The sequence below is a fragment of the Paenibacillus sp. CECT 9249 genome, assembly GCF_918697855.1.
Classification (GTDB): domain Bacteria; phylum Bacillota; class Bacilli; order Paenibacillales; family Paenibacillaceae; genus MSJ-34.
In genome coordinates, this window is sequence record NZ_CAKKLI010000018.1 from 33,770 (window position 1) to 49,575 (window position 15,806).

Below are 15,806 nucleotides of genomic sequence, written 5' to 3' on the forward strand. Positions count from 1 at the left end.
TGACCTCGATGGAAAAAAACAAGGAGCAACAAATTTTGCACTATATCAGGCTGAATCCGTACATATCGCAGCAGGAGCTGGCCGATAAAGTCGGTTTGTCCCGTCCGGCGATCGCAGGATACATTTCCAATCTGACGAAAAAAGGTGTCATCAAGGGGCGTGCATATATTTTGCATGAAGATGCGATCATTACATGCATCGGCACATCCAACTTCGACCGCAAAGCCTACAGCAGACAAAAAATTATAACCGGTACGGCCAATCCGGTGCATTTCAGCGAATCATGCGGAGGCGTGGCGCGGAATGTCGCCGAAAATTTGGCGCGGCTCGGACTTCATGCGACGCTCGTGTCCTGTGTCGGCAACGATAAGGAAGGAACGCTTCTATTGGAGGAGACGCGGCGGGCCGGCGTCGATGTCAGCCAGGTGAGCGTCATGCCGGACGAGCGGACGGGCACTTATACGACATTGCTGGACGCGACGGGAGAAATGTTCATCGCCATGGCCAATTACGATATTTTGGATCGGTTGACGAGCGCCGTGCTGGCCGAACGCTGGTCGCTGATCGCATCCTCCCAAGCCGTCTTCCTCGATTCCAACGTATCCGCGGAATGCCTGGCTTACGTTATTGAACGTTGCCGGGACGAGAATATTCCGCTCTATGTGGACCCGGTTTCGTTGCCGGATGCGCAGAAGCTTCCGGAGAGGCTGGATGGCGTTCATTGCATATTCCCGAATCGCCGCGAAGCCGGATTGCTTGCCGGCATGAACGTCGAAACGGCGGACGACTGCCGCGCCGCCGCACGCATCATCAAAGAAAAAGGCGCCCGCAATGTGATCATTACGATGGGCGCCGAAGGGTTGTTCTATTCGTCCGAAGAAGAAGAGCGGACATTGCCGTCCATGTCGACCGAGATCGTGGACGTGACGGGCGCGGGCGACGCTTTCTCCGCCGGTTATTTATTCGGAATCGTCCGGGGCGAAACGATGCAGCAAGCGTGCCGACTAGGCCTTGCGGCTTCCTCGATCGCCCTGCAAAGCGACCAATCCGTGTCGCCTAAGCTGCATTCCGATTTGCTTGATGCTATCGTTTCGCAGGCCGGCCCCAAATAAGCGGCGCCCCTCCCGAATCCGATCGGGAAGGGCGCTTCCTATTCTATTACGCGAATTGCTCCTGCAGTAAAGAAAGCACTTCCTCTTGGCCGGCGCATTGCAAGGCGGATGCGGCCATTTGCTCGCAAGTCCCGCTATCCAGCGAAGCCGCCTTTTCTCTAATGCCGAGTATAGAAGAAGCCGACATGCTGATCGAATCGACTCCCAGGCCGATCAGAAGCGGAAGAGCGGACGCTTCGCTGCCCCATTCGCCGCATAGGGAAACGGTAATGCCATGGCGATGTGCTTGCTCCGCAATATAGGCGATCTGGCGCAGAACGGCCGGATGATACGGTTGGTAAAGATGCGATACCGATTCGTTCATGCGGTCGCAAGCCATCGTATATTGCACCAGATCGTTCGTGCCGATACTGACAAAGTCCACCATCGCGCCGAGTTGGTCCATCAGCAGGGCGGCAGCCGGCGTTTCCGCCATGATGCCGACTTTCATATGCAGGTCGTAAGGGATTCCTTCTCGGTCAAGCTCCTCTCTCGCCTGCTGCAAAAGCTGCCGCGTTTGCCGGATTTCTTCGGCCGCGCAGACCATCGGCAGCATAAGCCGCACTTGCCCGTAATGGCTCGCGCGCATAATGGCCCGCAGCTGCGCTAGGAACAACTGTGGCTGGTCCAGACAAAGCCGTATCGCTCGATAGCCGAGAAACGGATTCAGTTCTTTCGGCACTTGGAGATAAGGCAAATCTTTATCGCCGCCGATATCCAAGGTGCGGATCGTGACCGGCTTTCCGGCCATCGTCTCCGCGGCTTTGGCATAGGCGGCAAATTGCTCCTCTTCCGACGGCAAATCGTCGCGATGCATAAAGATAAATTCCGAGCGGAACAGGCCGATCCCTTCGGCTCCTTGCCGCAACGCCGCCGCCGCTTCGTCCGGATGGCCGATATTGGCCTGCAGAACGATGCTCTTGCCGTCGGCCGTAACCGTCGGCTTATCCTTCCAGCGGGCTAACCGGCTGCCGGCTTCCTCCAACGCGCGCCGTTTCTCCTCGTATTCGCTCAGCAATTCCGGGGCGGGATCGATATGAACGATTCCGGCGCTGCCGTCCACGATGAGCGTCTGTCCCGATTGAATCCGATCCCGCAGTTCGCCGGCGCCTACGACGGCGGGAATGCCGAGCGTTCGGGCAAGGATCGACGAATGGGACGTTCGCCCCCCCGTCTCCGTCACCCATGCCAGCACCGTGTCCGGATTCGCTCCGACGGTGAGCGAAGGCGGCAAGTCGCGCGCCACCCATATGACGGGGCCGTTCGTTCGCTCGACGCCATCGCTATCGCCGCCTTGCAGCTCCGTCAACAGCCGATTGCCGAGATCGCGCACATCGCTCGCCCTTTCCCGCATATATGCATTGTCCATTGACTCGAACATGCCGATCAATTCGTCCACTTTCCTCTTCGCCGCATCGGCTGCGGACGCGCTTTCTTCGTCGATGATGCGCAGCATGCCCTCAATCCAGGAGCGATCCTTCGTCATTAGAATTTGGCCTTTAATCATTTTGGCGGTGTCGTCGCCAAGCTTGGCCTGCGCCTGAGCATAGATCGTTTCCAATTGCTGCCGCACCTGCTCGAACGCTTGCAATAGCCTCGCTCTTTCTTGTTCCGGCTCTCCCGCCGCGATGGCAGGCGCCGCCTCATCGTCTTCCCAGTATGAGCGGGGAAGTACCCAAGCCGTACCGATCGCAACGCCTTCCGCCGCCGCAATGCCGCGAATCGTATTCATGCGTCCTCCTCCATTTCGCCGAGAACCCGCTCCAAAGCGGCCAATGCCTCTTCCTCATCCGGTCCTTCCGCTTCAATCACGATCTCCTCGCCGCATGCGATTGCCAGCGAAATGACGCCGACCATACTTTTGGCATCAACCGAAATACCGTCTTTCACGAGTGAAATCTTGCTGGCAAAAGCGGAGGCACAATCGACGAATTCCGTTGCCGGACGCATATGCAACCCGTTCGCGTTTCGGATCGTAGTTCGTTTCTCCACCATGTTTCTCCCCACCTTTATTTCTCAATATCGTCATTCACATTATTGTTTCAGTTCCGCGCCTTTGTTCCGGCCGTTGCGAACGATGCCCCATACAATGAGCGCAACGATAACGGCAGGAACGACAATCGGCAGCAAATGAAGCGAATGGAGCAGCTTCACGCCCGATAGCACGATCAGCGCGTCGGACACGAGCAGAGCGATCCCCGTTACGCCATACGCCTCCAAACCGTACATCGGGAAGAATAACGCTACCGGAATCGTTAACACCAGGCCGTATATCAAACCGGAAATCATCGCTCCCCGTCTGCCGCCCCACGTATTGCCGAAGATGCCGGCAATCCCGCCGGTGAAAAATCCGCCGATGATGGAAGGAAGCGGGACGATTGCGCCGAAAGATTGGGAGACGAGCATTCCGATCACCATGCCGACGATGCTGCTCAAGAAGCCGATAATCAGCGCATTCGGCGCAAACGCGAATACGACGGGACAATCCAGCGCTGGCGTCGCCCCCGGCACGAGCTTCTGCGCCACCCCGCGGAATGCGGGTACGATTTCTCCAAGGAACATCCGCACTCCCTGCAGCAAAATAAGCACGCCGGCCGTAAAGCCAAGCCCTTGAACGATCGCAAACACGATCCAATTCTGGTCATTGCTGATCGACTTCATAAATTCAGGACCGGCCATCAATACGGAGATAAGATAAATGAGCACCATAACGCAAGAAATCGAGACCGCCGTGTCCTTGAAAAATTCCAAGCTTTTCGGCATTTTCATCTGTTCCGTGCTCTTCTGCGGATTGCCGGCGAGCTTGCCGATGCCCGCGGACAATACGACGCCGGCCGTTGTAAAATGCCCGTAGCCGATATCGCCGGAGCCCGTCAATTTGCGCATGATCGGCTGGGCGAGCGCCGGAAAGAGCACGCAGGCCAAGCCTTGAATCATCGATCCCCATAGCACCGCCTCAACCGTCTGATATCCTAAATCGTAGAAAGCCCACGCCAATGCGCCCGACATAATCCACAACATATGCCCCGTAAGAAAGATATATTTGAAAGGAGAGAAGCGGGCAAGTATAATATTGATAACAAAACCGAAAGCCAAAATCAGCGAACCGTTGCGGGCAATCTCGGGCACCTTCTCGGACAGCGCCCCGACGACGGCTTCATCGAACGGAACGACGCCGGTCAACTGAAACCCTTGGGTAAAAATCGTGGCGAACGGTTCCAAATATTGAACGATAACTCCCGACCCTGCCGACAAGATCAATACGCCAAGTATGGTCTTCAGGGTTCCTTTCGTGACGTCTGCGGCATTTTTGCGCTGGATTAGAAGACCGACCAAAGCGACTAATCCGAGCATGACTGCAGGCGTCGTTATTAATTCAATCAGGAAATCGAGCATCGCGCTTGTTCCCCCTTCTTAGGTTATCGGTTTAAAAAAGCAATGACTTTCTCCTTGATCTCCGCCTTGTCCGTCATATTTTCCAGGAAAATGACCGGCGCTCCGACGTCCGGGAAACTGTTCTCCATATCCTTGGAAGTAACGAACAAATCCGCATCGAGACCTTTTACCGACCCCATATCCATCGCTTGCGTGTCGGCCTGCTTGCCCAACTCCTTCAAAATATCGTCAATGCTCATCTTGACCATCAAACTCGTGCCGAACCCCATGCCGCATACGGTTACAATTTTCATCGTCTTCCACGCTCCTATTTGGAATTTTACAATTCATAACCTAACGATACAGCCGAACGAACTTCTCTTCCCGATTACAAACATTTGATGCGGTCTTTATAGCGCCGTATATACTCCGCGTTGATCGCATCGCCCTTGTCCAGATTGGAACTGACCCAGATCGGCGGCTGCACGCCGCGGCCGCATAATTCATCCACGGTCTGAACGATGAGCGATTGCAGCAAGGTGAAGCCAAGAATCGACGAAGTCGGGCCGAACTTGGCCGGCATATCCTCCCGCTCCATAATCGCGTCGCCGCTTACTCCGCAATTGTCCAGCACGACGTCGGCCACATCGATCAATTTTTTCCCGGAAGGATGGCGGCTTGTCACATCATTCGTAAACTGCAGCGACGTCAATGCGATAACATGCATGCCGCGTTTCTTGGCTTCCATCGCCATCTCCACCGGCACGGCATTCCGACCGGAAGTCGAGGCGATCAGCAACACGTCTCCCGGGGCGATCCGTTCATGCTCCAGCACGATTTCCGCATATCCTTCGATTCGTTCAAACCAGGTGCTCTTCGTCGCTTCGGGCCGTAAAGACAAAGCCGGCTCCAGAATAGCGTTTACGGGCACCAACCCTCCCGCGCGATAAAATACTTCCTCCGCATACATTTGCGAATGTCCGCATCCGAACACATGCAGAACGCCGTCTTGCTGAACGGCATCCGCCACCAGCTTTGCCCCTTGACGGACCGACTCCAATTGCGTATCTTTCGCGGTCTGCATCAATTCCATAATTCGATCGATATAAGTCACTGCCAACATGTTGATCTAATCCCCTTTCGTATGAATCCATGATGATTGCATTCGAACGTCAGTCATGCAACAAAGCGAGCGCTTCATTCGTTGACGACGCCTTCATGAGAGCGGATAGCCGCTCCTCGTCGTTAAATAGCGACATTAAACGGGATAAAGCTTGCAAATGCGATTGCGGATCCGTCGTTCCGAAAGCGAAGACCAACCGGACCGGATCTCTGCTCGGATGCCCGAACGCCACGCCGTCGGGAACGATCTGCAGGCTCATGCCCACTTCGTTGACCCCGTCTTGCGGCCTTGCATGCAACAAAGCGACGCCGGGCGCTACGACCATATAAGGCCCGTGCTTGCGCAACCCGTTCATCATCGCGTGGGTATATTCCGCCTCCACGGCGCCGGTACTTTCCATCAGCTCTCCCGCCTTCATTACCGCATCTTCCCAAGAAGTACAATCGGGACGGCAAACTACGGTTTGTTCCGTTAATAAATCGGCCAGCATTTTTCCTTGATCGCTCCTTTTCCAAAATTGTGTCATCGTTTTTTCGCTATGGGCAAAATAGGATGCGATTGTCCTGCTCACCTCCTTCGCAAACTGGGGATGATGCATTCCCAAGCGGGCCGCCGCCGCAACGACTTCCCCCGTCAGCCTTTCTCTCAAGCCGGCGAACGAGGCGCTCCCGTCGGCCAGCCAAGCGCGAATCGCCAGAACGTCTTTCGAATCGAGAAACGGGCTGCATTCAATGACCGCCGCTCCGTCGAGCTGAAACGGCACCGTTGCAAGAAATAAATCGGTTTGCCCGTCAAGCCATTCCCGTACGGCAAAGACGGAACAGGTCGCTCGAACGTGAATTTCCGGAAATTCCTGCATTAACCGGACTTCCAGCATTTGCGAAGTGCCCATTCCGGTCCCGCAAACGATGACGGCCCGCACGCTTCCGGAGGAAACGCTTCCTTTTTTGCGCTCCACCGCCGCTCCAATGTAAAGGGCAAGATGGGCCGCTTCGTAATCGGGAACGGTAATGTCGAACAATTCTTCCACCGCCTTGGTCCCGGACCGGGCCGCGTAGAAAATCCACGGGTAAGCTTGCTTGATATCCATCTCCGCCGGGGAAACGGCCAATTGCGCGATCCCATAGCGCAGGCGCTGAATCATCGGCGCCACATGATTGGCCAGCCCCCGATACAGCTCGCGGTCCCCTTCAAAGGACAAGCCGAGAAACCGCTCCGCGATTTCGACCATATTGCGCACCGCGGTTGCCAGCATGGAAGCTTCCCCTTCCGATAGAGGCTGGAAGCCGTCCAACCATTCGATCATGCTGGATGCCGCCAAATGGACGGCCATATTCAGCACTTCTTCCTCGGGCCAAGGCAGCGCTTGAGACGGCAGCATATGAGCGAGCAGCGAGACGAGCCAAGGATGGAAATTTTGGCGGCGGATGCGTTCCTTCTGCCGATCGGACAGCGAGATTCGCCCCCCAAGCGGAATCCGGTATGCGGCGATCGCCATATGGAGCGCATAGGCGGCTAATGCTTCGTCGGTGAGACGCATGCCGTGCCGTTTCAACTCCTTGCGCAAACCGAGCAATACGCCAATCGTTCGTTCCCGCCCCGTTTCCGTTCCGCCGGGCTGTTCGCCGTCCGCTTTCAGGCAACGGTAAATTTCGTCAATGTATTTTTGCGCGGCCGGCATTTTCATCAAGGGTTCATCCGTCAGCAATTGGAATAACGCATTGCGGATCGCCCTCTCTTCCCCTACCGCCAACACGCCGAAATTGGGCCGTTTGACGAGCCGAAGCGGCGTATTCGTCCACGCCCGCTCCAAAGCGTCCAGATCGCGCAGCGCCGTCGATTTGCTGATACCCAGCATAAGCTCGAATTCTTTGACCAGAACCGCTTCATTGCGAAACAGCAATTCGAGTGCCATCAGTTTATGGCGGTCGTCGGGGCTGTAGGCGATTTGACGGCGGAAAGCCGGCGGCGAAAGCGGCGGTTCGGACGGGATTCCGCGGCCCTTCGTTTCGAGCCAAACGCCAACATTCGGTTTGCGGCACAGCCGCATCCCTTGCTTCCTGCACCATGCGTCCAATCCTTGCAGATCGTTGCGGATCGTTCGCTCGTTCACCTTGAACGAGCTGGCAAGGAAAGAAACCGTCAGCGGGCGCCGGCTTTCCTGCAATTTCTGAAGCATCAAATATTCGCGCATACTAAGCATCGCCATCTCCGTCCTTTTCTCGTGAATGCTCGTCTTCGGGAACGCTCGTTGTCTAAAGACTGCTGGGCAATGGTTCCTTGCTTACCTATATTGTAGCGGCACGAACCTTGCCGATTCAATGGAGTAAACTTGTGTTCTCTTCCGCGGCAAATGCGGCAATATGACACTATTTCACGAAAACGTTATCATCCCGGCACAAAACGGCTGCAGGCAGTCCATAAATTACCTTCGGAAACGGAAAAAAAAATCGCCGCTCCCCGGACTGGCCGTTTCGGGATCGACGATATTGGCAAACGTCTATATACTATTGATCATTGCGGACCGCACTACGGAAATTCCATCCATTTATTTTCGTTTCTCCAGATCCAGTTTGGCTTGCAAATCTTGCTGCATGGCGGCAAGCGCGTCGTTAACCGGCACGTCGTTATACGCCATATCATTCAGCGCATTCTCCATCGCCATAAAGACTTCGTTACGAAACTCCTGGGAGAAAGGTTCGCGGTCGACCACGTCCCATCCCGTGCCTCCGTTTAAAGACGGCTTCAGCAAAGTGAAGGGCTCCGCGCTCAAGCCGCCGATCGTTTCCACTCTTTCATTGCGTATCGGCAGATTAAGCATAAGACCGGATGTCAAAAAATCGGCCATTTCGGGACTGCACATATAATGGAGCAATTCCCACGCGAGACGTTTATTCTCGGAATCTTGATTGATGGCGAACAAGTCGTTGAAAAAAATAAACGGAGACGTCTCCGGACTTGCCGGATTGACCGGCATCGTGACGAGACCTACTTCGAACTTCGAATCGCCCGTCAGATGTTCGGATTGCGTAACGTATCTGATCGTCATCGCTGACTGCCCCATCGCAAAAGGCGTCTCATTCGTTGCGATAGAAAAAACCGGTTCCTCCGGAGCGTACAGTCCGTTATTTTTGATCAATTCCGCCACTTGCCCGAATGCCTGGTTCCATCCTTCCGTTTCGAACTGCATCTTCTCGCCGCGGCTGTCCAGTATGCCGATCTGTAAGGTCTGGGCGATATTCAATACCATTTCCAGCGAATTAGGAAAAAGCGAGCTTAGGCCGTATAGCGGTTGTTCTTCGGTACTGAGCGCGCCGAACCGGGATGCGAGAGCCGCGATTTCGTCCCATGTCATTTGATTGCGGGGCGGTTCGATGCCGTGCTCGGCGAACAGCCCGGCATTGTAATAAATGGCTTGCGTAGTATAGGTTGGCGAGATTGCGTAGATGCTACCGTCTCCGATTTGGCGGAAATAGTCCATGAATTGACCCGGTATGCCGCTTGTGTCGAAGTTCTCCTGTTGCATGACGGCATCCAATTGCATCAATTTGCCCTTCTCGGCCAATACGGACACTTGGCTCTTATCCAGCAATATAAGATCGGGCTTTTCCTTCTCGATCAGTTTCAACAAATGCTCGGCCGGCTCCTGTTCCGTTTCCGTATTTTCCCGCAAAGGTTTCGTATCGACAATCTCAATTTCGACGTTCGGATATTTCGACTGAAAATAATCCCCGTAAAGCAATCGAAACGTCTGTTCGTTGCCGTACATCACTTTAAGCGTTCCCGCTCCGTCCTTCGGCATCCCGGGCAACGCCGATTTCTCCCCCAGACAGCCGCTTGCCAGCAATAAAATTGCCAGCGCGCCGATCCATGCGGCTGCATACCTTCGCATCCTTCGCATTTTTTCTCCTCCAAACTGGATTTTTACGGTCAATTTGCGCTGCAAGATCGAAACCTGTACTCATAAAATTAAAACGTTTTAACTTTCAGGCCGATCGAGCCCATGTTTTTCCTGTTATCTATTTCCTTTATATATTAACATTGCATGCGTTGTCAATCACTATAATTCATTGAATTCCTAGTCCTTTCTTTCTTGTTCACCGCCTTCCTCCAAACGATGTTACTTGGAACTATTTCTTTTTAATTAAATATAAACGTTTTAATTTTAGTGATTATTGAAGCCTGGCATCAAAAAAAAGAGCCAGAACTCCCCATACGGTTGTTCTGCCCCTGACAGCGGCTATTTTCACAGACCGGCCAGCACTTGATACCATACGCCCCGCCTGGAATAAAGCGTTTCGCGTACGGCGTCCCAGCCGCCGAGATATTCGATATCGAACAAGCCCGCCGGGTGCGGATAACGGTCTTTCACTTCCGCGTATACTTCAGGCGCGACCGGACGGAATCCTTCGTCCGCGAACACGCGCTGCGCCTCCGGTTGAGACAAATACTCGATGAACGCTTCAGCCACCTCGCGCGTACCGTGACGGTCCGCGTTGACGTCGATGACCGCCGCCGGATTCTCGATCCGTATCGTATCCTTCGGCACGACAACTTCATAATCGACTCCCTTGTTGATGCGCGCCAACAGCTCGTTTTCATACGTGACGATGACATCGCCCACGCCATACTCGAACGCCGCCATCGAAGCGCGCCCGCTTTTGTCGAGCGATTCGATATTGTCATGCATTCGGCTTAGAAATCGCTTGGCATAGGCCGGATCCTGCGCCCCCCCCAATTCCTCCGACCGCTTTAGGCCCGCGCCGTATATCGCATTAATATCCCATTGCGCTCCGCCCGACGTCTTCGGATTCGGGTACAGCACCTTCACGCCCGGGCGCATCGCGTCCTCCCAATCCCGGATACCGTGCGGATTGCCCGGTCTCGTTCCCATGACGACGATCGACTCCGTGATCATGCCCCGATAAGGTCCGTTTTTCCAATCGCGGGTAATGAGACCCGCCTTCACGATTTTGTCGATGTCCCCTTCCATCGCCAGCATTGCCACATCCGCTTCGAAACCGCCGACGATCGCTCGCGCTTGCGTCCCGGAAGCCTCATACGATTCCTGGAATGTGACGCGTTGCCCCGTTTTCTCGTACCAATGCGCCGCGAATTTCGGCAATATTTCGCCCATCGCGTCCTTGACGACGCTGTAGGCGCCGATGACGAGCGTTACCCCGCCGCCGGACTTCTCCTCTCCGGACGCCGCCGCAGGCTCGGGAGATTGCGAAGGGCCGCCGCAGGCCGCGGCAATGATGCCTGCGAGGAGGAGCCATACGATAGCAAACGCTGCTGTGTGAAACGGACGATGATACCTGCCAAACATTGCGCTTCCTCTCTTCCATCTAGATATGAATCGGCATCGGGTCCTCTTTCAGCTTGTTTTCCATAATCCAACTGTCGTTATCGTTGAACAAATACGCCCGATGCACGAGCACGTATACCTCTTCTCCCGGCTGCAGCACGTCAAGCTCAAGCGAACGGTACGTGATGAGCGTATGGCTGCCGACCTCTACCTCCACCATCCACTCGCTGCCGCGAAAATGAATCTGCTTAATTCTTCCCCGTTCCGTTGCCGACAAAAGGCTGAATTCATGCCGTCTCCCGATTTCAATATATTCAGGGCGAATGAGCGCCTTCGTGTGCGGCCAAATCTTCGCTTCCTCGAAGCCTTTCAGTTCGGAGATTTGCTCCACGATCGTCGATTCGCCGATAAAGCTCGCTACGAACGGCGTCTGCGGGTTTTTATATATATCCCACGGCGTCCCCTTCTGCTCGACTTTCCCTTGATTGATGATCATTATTTCGTCCGCCACTTCAATCGCCTCGTCCTGGTCATGCGTAACGAAAATCGAAGTAATCCCGACCCGCTCGATCAAATTCCGCAGCCATACGCGTAACTCCTGCCGGATCTTGGCGTCGATCGCCGCAAACGGCTCGTCGAGCAACAGCAGCTGCGGCTCCGGCGCCAACGCCCGCGCAAACGCAACCCGCTGCCGCTGCCCGCCCGACAATTGATGCGGATACCGGTGCTCGAACCCTTTTAACCCCGTGAGCTCTACCAGTTCCGCCACCCGCGCCCGAATTTGGTCCTTCGGCATCTTTTTGATCTTCAACCCGAACGCGATATTATCGAACACCGACATATGTTTGAATAAAGCGTAGTTTTGAAAAACGAACCCGATTCCGCGTTCCTGTGGCGGCAAATCGTTCACCTTTTTCCCGTGAAACACGATCTCCCCCGAATCCGGCGTTTCGAGACCGGCCAAAATACGCAAAATGGATGTTTTCCCGCCTCCGCTCGGACCGAGCAGGCCGATCAGATGGCCCTTTTCGATTGAGAAACTGACGTCGCGCACCGCCTGGAACTGCCCGAACGTTTTGTTTAAATGGCTCACTTCAATATGCATTTCAATGCACTCCTTTTCTTTTTTTCGTCCATTCCATAATGAGCAGCAAGCCGATCGAAAAAGCGGCAAGCACGAAAGCGACGCCGTTCGCCGCGGTCACATTGAAATTTTCCACATCTTGATAGACGAGCGTTGTCGCCGTTTGCGTTTTATTCATAATGTTGCCGGATACGACAAGCACCGCGCCGAACTCTCCCAACGAACGGGCTACCGTCAATACGACGCCGTAAATGACGCCCCAACGGATCGAAGGCCAAGTTACTTTCCAAAACGTCGTCCACCCGTACGCGCCCAGCGTCGAGGCCGCCTCTTCCTGGCCCGAGCCGATTTCCTGCAGTACGGGCATCACCTCGCGCACCATCAGCGGAAACGTGACGAACAGAGTAGCGAGCACCATGCCGGGGAAGGCAAACACGATTTTCAAGCCGATCGATTCGAAGAAGGCGCCGATCACCGTATTGGGCCCCAGAAGGAGCACGATCATGAATCCACCAATAACCGGGGAGACGGCAAAAGGCAGATCGACAATACTGTTTAACAGTTGTTTGACCCTTCTTCCGATCCATGTTCCGCGGACCAGATAGACGGCAAGCATAACGCCGAACAGCGTATTCAACAGTGTAACGACGATTACGATCAACCCCGTCATCATCAAAGCATGCTGCGCCTGCGGGCGGGTCAGCGCCTCGACGAATCCGCTTAAGCCCTGCTCCCACGATCCCGTAAAAATTTTGGCAAGCGGAATGATCAGCACGACCGCGAATATGAAATAGGTGAGAAGAATAAGCGCTTTTTTCATTTGTTCAATCTCCGTGTTTGCACGAAATGAATAAGCCATAAAACGGCAAACGACAATGTCAGTAAAATGATCGATACCGCCGCAGCGCCGACCGGATTATCGCTCTCCACTTCGCCGAAAATGTATACCGACGCGATGAGCGTCTTTCCCGGAATATTGCCGGCTACGAGCACGACGGCGCCGAATTCCGCGATTGCCCGCGAAAAAGCCAACATCGCGCCGCTTAATACGCCCGGAAGCAGGGAAGGAAAAATGACCTTCAGGAAGGTTCTTCGTCTGGTAGCGCCAAGCATATAGGCGGCTTCCTCTTCCGATTTGTCGATTTCCTCCAACAGCGGCTGCACCGCGCGAATGACGAACGGAAACGTAACAAATAGCATCGCGATCACAATCGCCGGTTCGTGGAACACAATTTCAAATCCGAGACGTTCGGCCCATTGGCCGACCGGGCTGTTCGGGCCGAGCAAGAGCAGGATCATGAGCCCGCCGACAGCCGTCGGCAAGGCGAACGGAAGATCGACCAGGCTGTTCAACAGCGTTCTGCCCCAGAAGCGGTAACGGGTCAACACCCAGGCGATCATCGTTCCGATGACGATATGGATCGCGGTCGCGATAAGCGACAGTTTCAGCGTCAGCAGCACCGCCTTCCATGCCAGCGGTTCGGTCACGCTTTCTACAAACTTCCCCCATCCGGATGCGAAAGAATGGGTGTATACGCCGACAATCGGCAGTATGATCAATAGTAAAAAATAAAGCATGATGGTGCTGCGGAACCCCCAAGTCCATCCTTTATGCCGCAATATCGTATCCAACGTACTTCTCCTCCCCAAGCCTTCACTTACCCATAATTCCTATTCGATTACTTGGTATTATAACTTTACCAGAATATGACTTCTCGCGTCAATTCCTTATTTTGAGAAAACCTCTATCAAGGCTTTCTATTTTGCGGTTAAAAGGAATTTCGTTTTATCAAATTTTCTAATGCAGAATATTCATTTTGCTTATGATGTGTGAGTGCCTAATAGGGGAAGCGCGATAAGTTTTTCGAAGCAAAACGCCCGCCCCGGCATAATCGCCGGAACGGGCCTTTCACGCTTTATGAAGATTTTAAATGCGAAATGCGGAGACATCCGTGAGGCTTTGTCCTGTCGTCAACCATTCGCCTATCGTTTGGCCGATGCCGCTGCTGAACTTGAAGCCGTGTCCCGACCCTCCGCCCGCAAACCAAACGCCGGGACGGCCGGGAAGGGGGCCTAACATGAACCGTTCGCCCGGCGCGTTCTCGTACAGACAGACGCTCCCTTGCAGCAACCCGCCGGCTTCCGGCAAAAAGTCCCTCACAAAAGCGGCGAGATGTTCTTCGTCTTGCCGATAGGCGCCGAACGGCGGGATCGGCCGGCCGGGAGCGAGAATATCGCCCCCGTCATGCCTGCCGACTTTCAAACCGGAACCGTCCAGATCGGGAATGCCGTAATATTCTTCATCGCCGCCCTTGTTGACGACGAACGCCGGAAACGTTCCATCGCCGTATCGATGCGCCGGGGCCTTGAACCAGCCGATCGGTTTGCGCACAGGCTGAATCCGGCCAAGCAATTCCGGCACTACCTCCGCCGACCATGCGCCGGCCGCGACAAGTACGTTGTTCGCACAATAGGCGCCATTTTCGGTATAAACCTCATTCCCGCGCTTTCCCTGTTCGATTCGTAACGTTCGCGTATGAATTAACAATTCCGCCCCGTATTTCTGGGCCAACATCCGATATGCGCGAATAATCCGCTCGCTGAACAAAATGCCGCTATTCGGCTCGTAAAGCCCTTCCATTCGTTCCGGCACGGAGAACCCCGGCCATCTTGCCGTCAAATCGCGGGCGCTTATGTATTCATAAGGGATGCCGAACGCTTCGCAGCTTTCCCGTTTGGAGCGAAGAAAACGGGAGCCTGCCGGACCTATGCTTAGAACGCCCGTTTGGCGAAAAATTTCGCTATGTTCCGCCAGCGTTGCGCTCTCGCGAACCGCCTCGGCCAACTCGCTCCATAGCCGTCCGGAGCGAAGCGCCAAGGCAACGTAGGGCGCCCCCATCGTGTACGCCGTCCGAAAGATGCGGGTTTCCCCATGGTGGCTTCCGTTATGATGCGGCGGGTCGTGGGCGTCGATCAGCAGCACGCTCGCCCCCGATTTTGCCAAATAATATCCGGCGCTCATCCCGAAACTGCCCGCGCCTACAATAATGACGTCATAATCCGTTTTCACCTGAACTCCCCGCTTTCGCTTCCGATAATGAATTCGTCCAAATTAGACCATATCGGCTTAGATCTGTCAACGCAAACAAAATAACGCCAACCGTTGGAACGGTTGACGTCGCGCTAAAAACTGCAGGCCAAAAATTTTACGTGGGCAAGAGCTGCCGGTTTAATTTCATCGAAGGATACCTGATCTTGGATATAATAGGATATGAAACCGTGCACCGCTAAGAACAGGCTTAACGGAAGATTCTGTCTCGCTTTATCCGTAAGTTCTTTCCCGGATAAGCTTTGGCGCACAATGGCGGCGAACAATTCCAAGCATCGCGCTTGTTCCGTCCGGCAATAAGCCAACATTTCCTCATCGCGCGTCAAAAACATAATTTCGTAATGATGCGGATTATCCAGCCCGAATCGAATAAATTCCAACATTACGTATTCGAGCTTGGAAACGCCCTCTCCCGGCGCCTGGCCGCTGACGCGCTCGATTAATAAACAAAGCTCGTTGAAATCCTCCACAACGAGAGCATAAAACAATTCAGCCTTTTCCTTAAAATGGTAATACAAGGAACCGTGGCTATACCCCAACTGCTGGCCGATACTGCGCATCGAGATAGCTCGATAACCTTTCGTAACAAATAAATGCCTAGCGACTGCTAATATTCGTTCACGCGTCAACTCCTGTTCTACCGCTCTTCTTGCCAT

At 54.3% G+C, this 15,806-nt stretch carries 14 protein-coding genes; 1 reads left to right on the forward strand and 13 read right to left on the reverse strand.

Going from position 1 to position 15,806, the window contains the following annotated elements:
• Positions 1-8: 8 nt before the first annotated feature.
• Complete coding sequence (locus tag LQ229_RS14315) at positions 9-1,112, forward strand: carbohydrate kinase (protein ID WP_230192104.1); 1,104 nt, start codon at positions 9-11, stop codon at positions 1,110-1,112.
• 46 nt (positions 1,113-1,158) lie between these two features.
• Here the strand turns inward: LQ229_RS14315 and ptsP are convergent, their stop codons facing one another.
• From ptsP to LQ229_RS14380, 13 genes are all read right to left on the reverse strand, one after another.
• A complete protein-coding gene (gene ptsP / locus LQ229_RS14320; protein WP_216536486.1) occupies positions 1,159-2,883 on the reverse strand; it encodes a phosphoenolpyruvate--protein phosphotransferase in 1,725 nt (574 codons plus the stop codon).
• Positions 2,880-3,146: an HPr family phosphocarrier protein gene (locus LQ229_RS14325; protein WP_216536485.1), complete on the reverse strand. Its 267-nt coding sequence runs from the start codon at positions 3,144-3,146 to the stop codon at positions 2,880-2,882. The genes ptsP and LQ229_RS14325 overlap by 4 nt, the downstream gene beginning before the upstream one ends.
• 39 nt (positions 3,147-3,185) lie before the next feature.
• The gene (locus LQ229_RS14330) at positions 3,186-4,547 is read right to left on the reverse strand and encodes a PTS ascorbate transporter subunit IIC (protein WP_216536484.1); all 1,362 of its coding nucleotides are present in this window, start codon (positions 4,545-4,547) and stop codon (positions 3,186-3,188) included.
• Positions 4,548-4,570: 23 nt separating this feature from the next.
• Positions 4,571-4,840 carry a PTS sugar transporter subunit IIB gene (locus tag LQ229_RS14335; protein ID WP_216536483.1) on the reverse strand — a complete coding sequence of 90 codons (270 nt, stop codon included), beginning with the start codon at positions 4,838-4,840 and terminating at the stop codon, positions 4,571-4,573.
• Positions 4,841-4,914: 74 nt separating this feature from the next.
• Positions 4,915-5,649, reverse strand: a complete 735-nt coding sequence (locus LQ229_RS14340) for an SIS domain-containing protein (protein WP_230192105.1) — start codon at positions 5,647-5,649, stop codon at positions 4,915-4,917.
• A gap of 49 nt (positions 5,650-5,698) precedes the next feature.
• Positions 5,699-7,858 (reverse strand): PTS sugar transporter subunit IIA, encoded by a 2,160-nt coding sequence (locus LQ229_RS14345; RefSeq protein WP_230192106.1) that lies wholly within the window; start codon positions 7,856-7,858, stop codon positions 5,699-5,701.
• 339 nt (positions 7,859-8,197) lie between these two features.
• A complete protein-coding gene (locus LQ229_RS14350; RefSeq protein WP_216536480.1) occupies positions 8,198-9,550 on the reverse strand; it encodes an extracellular solute-binding protein in 1,353 nt (450 codons plus the stop codon).
• Between the two features lie 345 nt (positions 9,551-9,895).
• The gene (locus tag LQ229_RS14355) at positions 9,896-10,978 is read right to left on the reverse strand and encodes a sulfate ABC transporter substrate-binding protein (protein ID WP_216536479.1); all 1,083 of its coding nucleotides are present in this window, start codon (positions 10,976-10,978) and stop codon (positions 9,896-9,898) included.
• 19 nt (positions 10,979-10,997) lie between these two features.
• Positions 10,998-12,062 carry a sulfate ABC transporter ATP-binding protein gene (gene cysA, locus LQ229_RS14360; protein WP_216536478.1) on the reverse strand — a complete coding sequence of 355 codons (1,065 nt, stop codon included), beginning with the start codon at positions 12,060-12,062 and terminating at the stop codon, positions 10,998-11,000.
• A 1-nt stretch (position 12,063) separates the two neighbouring features.
• Positions 12,064-12,861: a sulfate ABC transporter permease subunit gene (locus LQ229_RS14365; protein ID WP_216536477.1), complete on the reverse strand. Its 798-nt coding sequence runs from the start codon at positions 12,859-12,861 to the stop codon at positions 12,064-12,066.
• The gene (cysT, locus tag LQ229_RS14370) at positions 12,858-13,673 is read right to left on the reverse strand and encodes a sulfate ABC transporter permease subunit CysT (protein WP_216536476.1); all 816 of its coding nucleotides are present in this window, start codon (positions 13,671-13,673) and stop codon (positions 12,858-12,860) included. Before cysT ends, LQ229_RS14365 begins: the two co-directional genes overlap by 4 nt.
• A 295-nt stretch (positions 13,674-13,968) precedes the next feature.
• A complete protein-coding gene (solA, locus tag LQ229_RS14375; RefSeq protein ID WP_216536475.1) occupies positions 13,969-15,111 on the reverse strand; it encodes an N-methyl-L-tryptophan oxidase in 1,143 nt (380 codons plus the stop codon).
• 113 nt (positions 15,112-15,224) lie between these two features.
• Complete coding sequence (locus tag LQ229_RS14380; RefSeq protein ID WP_230192107.1) at positions 15,225-15,806, reverse strand: TetR/AcrR family transcriptional regulator; 582 nt, start codon at positions 15,804-15,806, stop codon at positions 15,225-15,227.

Excerpts from the sequence above, each read along its gene's own strand:
- ptsP (WP_216536486.1), bottom strand. The coding sequence starts at position 2,883 with ATGAATACGATTCGCGGCATTGCGGCGGCGGAAGGCGTTGCGATCGGT.
- LQ229_RS14335 (WP_216536483.1), bottom strand. The coding sequence starts at position 4,840 with ATGAAAATTGTAACCGTATGCGGCATGGGGTTCGGCACGAGTTTGATG.
- LQ229_RS14380 (WP_230192107.1), bottom strand. The coding sequence starts at position 15,806 with ATGGCAAGAAGAGCGGTAGAACAGGAGTTGACGCGTGAACGAATATTA.
- LQ229_RS14330 (WP_216536484.1), bottom strand. The coding sequence starts at position 4,547 with ATGCTCGATTTCCTGATTGAATTAATAACGACGCCTGCAGTCATGCTC.
- LQ229_RS14355 (WP_216536479.1), bottom strand. The coding sequence starts at position 10,978 with ATGTTTGGCAGGTATCATCGTCCGTTTCACACAGCAGCGTTTGCTATC.
- LQ229_RS14345 (WP_230192106.1), bottom strand. The coding sequence starts at position 7,858 with ATGGCGATGCTTAGTATGCGCGAATATTTGATGCTTCAGAAATTGCAG.
- LQ229_RS14340 (WP_230192105.1), bottom strand. The coding sequence starts at position 5,649 with ATGTTGGCAGTGACTTATATCGATCGAATTATGGAATTGATGCAGACC.
- cysA (WP_216536478.1), bottom strand. The coding sequence starts at position 12,062 with ATGCATATTGAAGTGAGCCATTTAAACAAAACGTTCGGGCAGTTCCAG.
- LQ229_RS14350 (WP_216536480.1), bottom strand. The coding sequence starts at position 9,550 with ATGCGAAGGATGCGAAGGTATGCAGCCGCATGGATCGGCGCGCTGGCA.
- LQ229_RS14365 (WP_216536477.1), bottom strand. The coding sequence starts at position 12,861 with ATGAAAAAAGCGCTTATTCTTCTCACCTATTTCATATTCGCGGTCGTG.
- LQ229_RS14325 (WP_216536485.1), bottom strand. The coding sequence starts at position 3,146 with ATGGTGGAGAAACGAACTACGATCCGAAACGCGAACGGGTTGCATATG.
- LQ229_RS14315 (WP_230192104.1), top strand. The coding sequence starts at position 9 with ATGGAAAAAAACAAGGAGCAACAAATTTTGCACTATATCAGGCTGAAT.